General features: G+C 47.1%; 2 protein-coding genes. One reads left to right on the forward strand and one right to left on the reverse strand.

Annotation, left to right across the window (positions count from 1 at the left end; genetic code table 11):
* Window positions 1-431: 431 nt before the first annotated feature.
* Entirely contained in the window at window positions 432-3,359 is a 2,928-nt protein-coding gene (locus PX482_RS21805) for a DEAD/DEAH box helicase (RefSeq protein ID WP_002762561.1), read from the forward strand.
* Between the two features lie 14 nt (window positions 3,360-3,373).
* Here PX482_RS21805 and PX482_RS21810 read toward each other — a convergent pair whose 3' ends face one another.
* Entirely contained in the window at window positions 3,374-4,327 is a 954-nt protein-coding gene (locus PX482_RS21810; protein WP_288095111.1) for a tetratricopeptide repeat protein, read from the reverse strand.
* Window positions 4,328-4,632 lie beyond the last annotated feature (305 nt).

Consider the following 4,632-nt stretch of genomic DNA (forward strand, 5'->3'; position numbering starts at 1 on the left):
GATAAATTCTCTCTAGCATTTTCTGGCTCTCGGGGTTTAGGTCTCTAATCAATCTCATTGTATTTTCCTGCTGCTTCGTTTTTTTATGTATTATACTTCTTAATTTTTTATTTGGGTAATTAATTTTGCATGACTACTTACAATTATTAGTGATACAGCATTTCTTATACAGATGAAGTATGATGGGATTGGGCATCGCCCCCAAAGGTTAAGTAGGGAGGCACAATTATTTGTAGGATGGGTTAGCGGTAGCGTAACATAATCGGGGGTTGGGTTTCATGCTTCAACCCAACCTACGTTCATCTTATATTTAATTCCACCCACCTACTTAAGCTTATCCCTAGTTTCTAGAAGTCCGCTTTTTTCGACTAGAATAAAAAAAGCCAGCCAGAATAGCCACAATTTTAAAAATTTCTCCTCTTAGACTTGACGTGAAAGAGTCCCTCAACCCTACTTCTTTGGATCTCAAAACCATTTTTCCCTTTAAACTCGACGACTTCCAGCAATCGGCGATCGCTGCTCTCGCTGCCGGTAAATCAGTGGTGGTCTGCGCTCCCACCGGTTCCGGCAAAACCTTAATCGGAGAATACGCCATCTATCGCGCCCTCGAAAGGGGCAAACGGGTTTTCTACACCACTCCCCTGAAAGCTCTTTCTAACCAAAAATTCCGGGATTTTCAAGAAAAATTCGGTCGCACCCCCACCGATGGCGATGAGGATTCCCCGCTGCTCTTTGCGGAAGTGGGATTGATTACCGGTGATGTGGTGATCAATCCCTCCGCATTAATTGTAGTCATGACTACAGAAATTTTTCGCAATATGCTGTACCAAACTCCAATCGGTGAGGTAGGCACTTCCCTAGAAAACGTGGAAACCCTAGTTCTCGATGAATGTCACTATATCAGCGATCGAGGTCGCGGCACCGTTTGGGAAGAATCAATTATCTACTGTCCCCCTAGTATCCAATTAGTCGCCCTCTCCGCCACCATCGGCAACCCCGGGGAACTCACCGACTGGATTAACTGGGTGCGGCAACTGCCCCAATCCGGCGACAATAAACAGACCTCCAGCTGCGAGCTAATTAACTCCGATTTTCGCCCCGTCCCCCTGCGCTTTTATTTCGCCAATAAAGAGGGATTATTCCCGCTGCTCGACCCAAAACAGAGCAAAGTTAACCCGAAACTACGCTCAAAAGTCGGCCACGGCAAACCCCGACGCTTAAAACGAGAAGATTGTCCCACCATCGCCTCGATTGTCACCACTCTGCGGGACAAGGATATGCTCCCAGCCATTTACGTCATTTTCAGCCGTAAAGGTTGCGATCAGGCGATTCGAGAGCTAAAAAACCTCAATCTCGTTAATCAAGAAGAAGCTAGAGCCATTTACTACCGTTTACTCATTTTCTTTCTGGAAGATAATCCCAATCTGCAAGAACTAGCCCTTTCCTTCTTTGCCGTCGAAAATCCGCCTCTACACCAGAAATTACTGGCTTTTTTCGCTAATAACCCCCAGTCCGACGATCAACTCCTCAGCCTCTTAACCGCCGCCCCCGAGACGAAAAATCAACTGTTTGAATTCCTAGCCAGTGCTTCCCAATTGGTGCGGGCCGACCAAGTGGAACCCCTCACCCGGGGCTGTGGTGTTCACCATGCCGGGATTTTACCCCTCTGGAAAGAATTAGTCGAACAACTCTTTGAAGCTGGTTTAATTAAGGTGGTTTTTGCCACCGCTACCCTCTCAGCCGGGATTAATATGCCCGCTCGCACCACCGTTATCTCGGCCCTCTCCAAACGCACCGATGATGGCCATAGTATGCTGACTCCCTCGGAATTTGTCCAGATTGCCGGCCGGGCCGGTCGCCGGGGAATGGACGCGGTGGGCCATGTGGTGACAGTACAAACGCCCTTTGAAGGGGCAAAAGAAGCGGCTTTTCTGGCCATCGCTCAACCAGAACCCCTGCAAAGCTGTTTTGCGCCCAGTTACGGCATGGTCTTAAATCTCCTGCAAAAACACAGTCTAGAGGAGGCCAAAGACCTCTTAGAGCGCAGTTTCGCCGAATATCTCGCTCGTTTGAAGTTAAGCCCCGAACGACAACAGATTACCGCCTTAACCACCGAATTGGCTAAGTTGGATATGGAATTAGCCGGTATCGAACGGGAGCAGGTCTTTAGTTACGAAAAGCTACGGGAAAGACTGCGGGAAGAAGAAAGACTGTATAAAATCCTCGCTAGTCAGTCAGAGGCACAGAAAAGACAGGAAATACATCTAAAATTGCCGAATATTCCCGTCGGAACCATCCTCCATCTCAAGGGCAAACATATTAAGGTTCCCGTCCCCGTCCCCGCTATCTTCGTCAATACCCTGCACGGAGCCGGTCAAGTGCGAACCCTTGTTTGTTTAGGTAGTGATAATCGCTGGTATTTAGCCGCCTATGCCGATATTAGCGAGATCGATCGAGGTTTTCTCACTCCCGCGGAATTAGGCGAACTGATACCCCCTTCCCTAGAAGCTGTTTCCCTAGGGGGTTGGCGCAAGGGTGAGGAAAATACTCAGGCGATCGCCGATTTAATCCCCCAACAAGTGCAGGGCATCCCACCAGTGGCGGAACTGGCAACACAAGCACAAAAAATTGAAATTGTCAATAGTCAAATTGCCGCTCATCCCCTGCAAAAACGCAAAAATCCGGGGCGATTGATGAAACTATACTACGATCGAGAGATTGCTCGCGATAAGTTACACAAGACCCAGATTAAATACCAAAAACAACAATCGCGTAAATCCTACTACTGGGAAGAATTTCTGAATCTAATCGAGATTTTGCGGGAATTCCAAGCATTAGAGGGTTATTTGCCCACTCCCCTCGGAGAAGCGGCGGCCACTATTCGCGGGGAAAATGAACTCTGGTTAGGATTAGCGATGATGTCCGGAGATTTGGACCGATTGACTCCTAGCCAACTAGCCGCCGCCATCAGCGCCATGATTACGGAACCCCCTCGCCCCGATACTTGGTGCAATTACCCTCCTGTGCCAGAAGTTATCGATATTTTGCGGCAAGGAGAGGGAAATTCCCCCGGTCTGCGAGAAGTTCGCCGTTTACTCTATCAAGCTCAATCTCGCTACGATATAACTATTCCCGTCTGGTTAGAAACCCAACTGATGGGGATTGCCTCCCGTTGGGCCCAAGGGACATCCTGGCCGGAATTGTGCGAAAATACTAGCCTCGATGAGGGAGATCTAGTGCGATTATTACGGCGCACCGTCGATGTTCTCTGGCAAATTCCCCAAATTCCCCGAGTTTCCCAAGTCCTTAAAGATAATGCCCGTCTCGCCGTCACAGCCATGAAGCGCTTTCCTTTATAATATTGATCGCTCTTTTAAACAATGGGAGATGGTAAGGAAAGTAACTGTTGGTGAATCTGCTCGATGAGGGCGAGGATTTGCTGATAATTGTGGTGCAATCCCTGATGATAGAGGTGATTTGCTCCTTGATTTAAATCCGCTAAAGCTGATTGATAATAACCCAATTGATGCCGCAGTAATCCCCTTCTAATATAAGCATCGGCATAAAAAGGATCGATGGCAATCGCCTGATTTAAATGAGCGATCGAGCGGTCGTATTCACCTAATTGGTGAGCGGTACAAGCTAGATTATAGTAGGCTGAAGCGTTATTTTTATTTAACCGGAGAGCTTGATTAAAATCCGCTTTGGCTGAGGTAAAATTGTGGAGGGCTAAATGAGATAAACCTCGATCATTATAAATAGTGGCTAAAGTGTCGGGTTGCCAGTTAGTAATTTGACGCAAGGATTGATTAAAATCAGCTAGGGCAAGGGGATAATTTTTCATGGCTGCCTGAACTAAACCCCGATTATAGTAGGCTTGATAATAGCTGGGTTTTAACCGGATAGTCTGGTTATAATCGGTCAGCGCCTGTGGATAATCTCCCAAACGATAAAAAGCTAAACCCCGATGGAAATGGGCTAGATAATTATCGGATTGCTGTTGTAAAGAGCGGGTGCAGTCCTGCCAAGCGTGGAGATAATCCTGCAAATAAATCTCAGTTAAACAGCGATTACTGTAGGCTAGGGCCAAGTTATTTTCCCGTTCGATCGACTGATTGAAATCCTGCAAAGCTTGCTGATAATTACCCGCCTCTAGTTGTTCAATTCCCGATCGCAACCAGTAGGACAAATGTACTGATTGAGCCGCTTTTCCCTGCCGAGGCCATCCCCCCAGCACAAGCGAGCAGAGCAGTGCAACAATAACCAATCCACCGAGGCGAGGAAGAAAATTTTTCAAAACCGTTGACATAGGAGTATCTTTGTGCATATACTCCCAATTCTGAGGAAACTTTCTCGCTCGATCAACAGACAGCCTGTCAAATGCAGGAGTCAGTTATCAATTATCAGTTATCAGATGTGAGTTTTCAGTTCACTGATTACTGTTTACTGTTCACTGTTCACTGAAAATACACCTCACTTCCCACAACCTAGAACCGGTCTATGTCTGTAGAGGTCGGGGCTGCGATAAGCTGATATAAGTAAAGATTGTCACCGAGCAATTATGATGGCGTTACTCGCTAACGCAGTTGACACCCGATAACCGATAAATGATACAGGAGTTATCTATGGAAA

Source organism: Microcystis sp. M53602_WE12 (genome assembly GCF_030065455.1).
Taxonomy (GTDB): domain Bacteria; phylum Cyanobacteriota; class Cyanobacteriia; order Cyanobacteriales; family Microcystaceae; genus Microcystis; species Microcystis aeruginosa.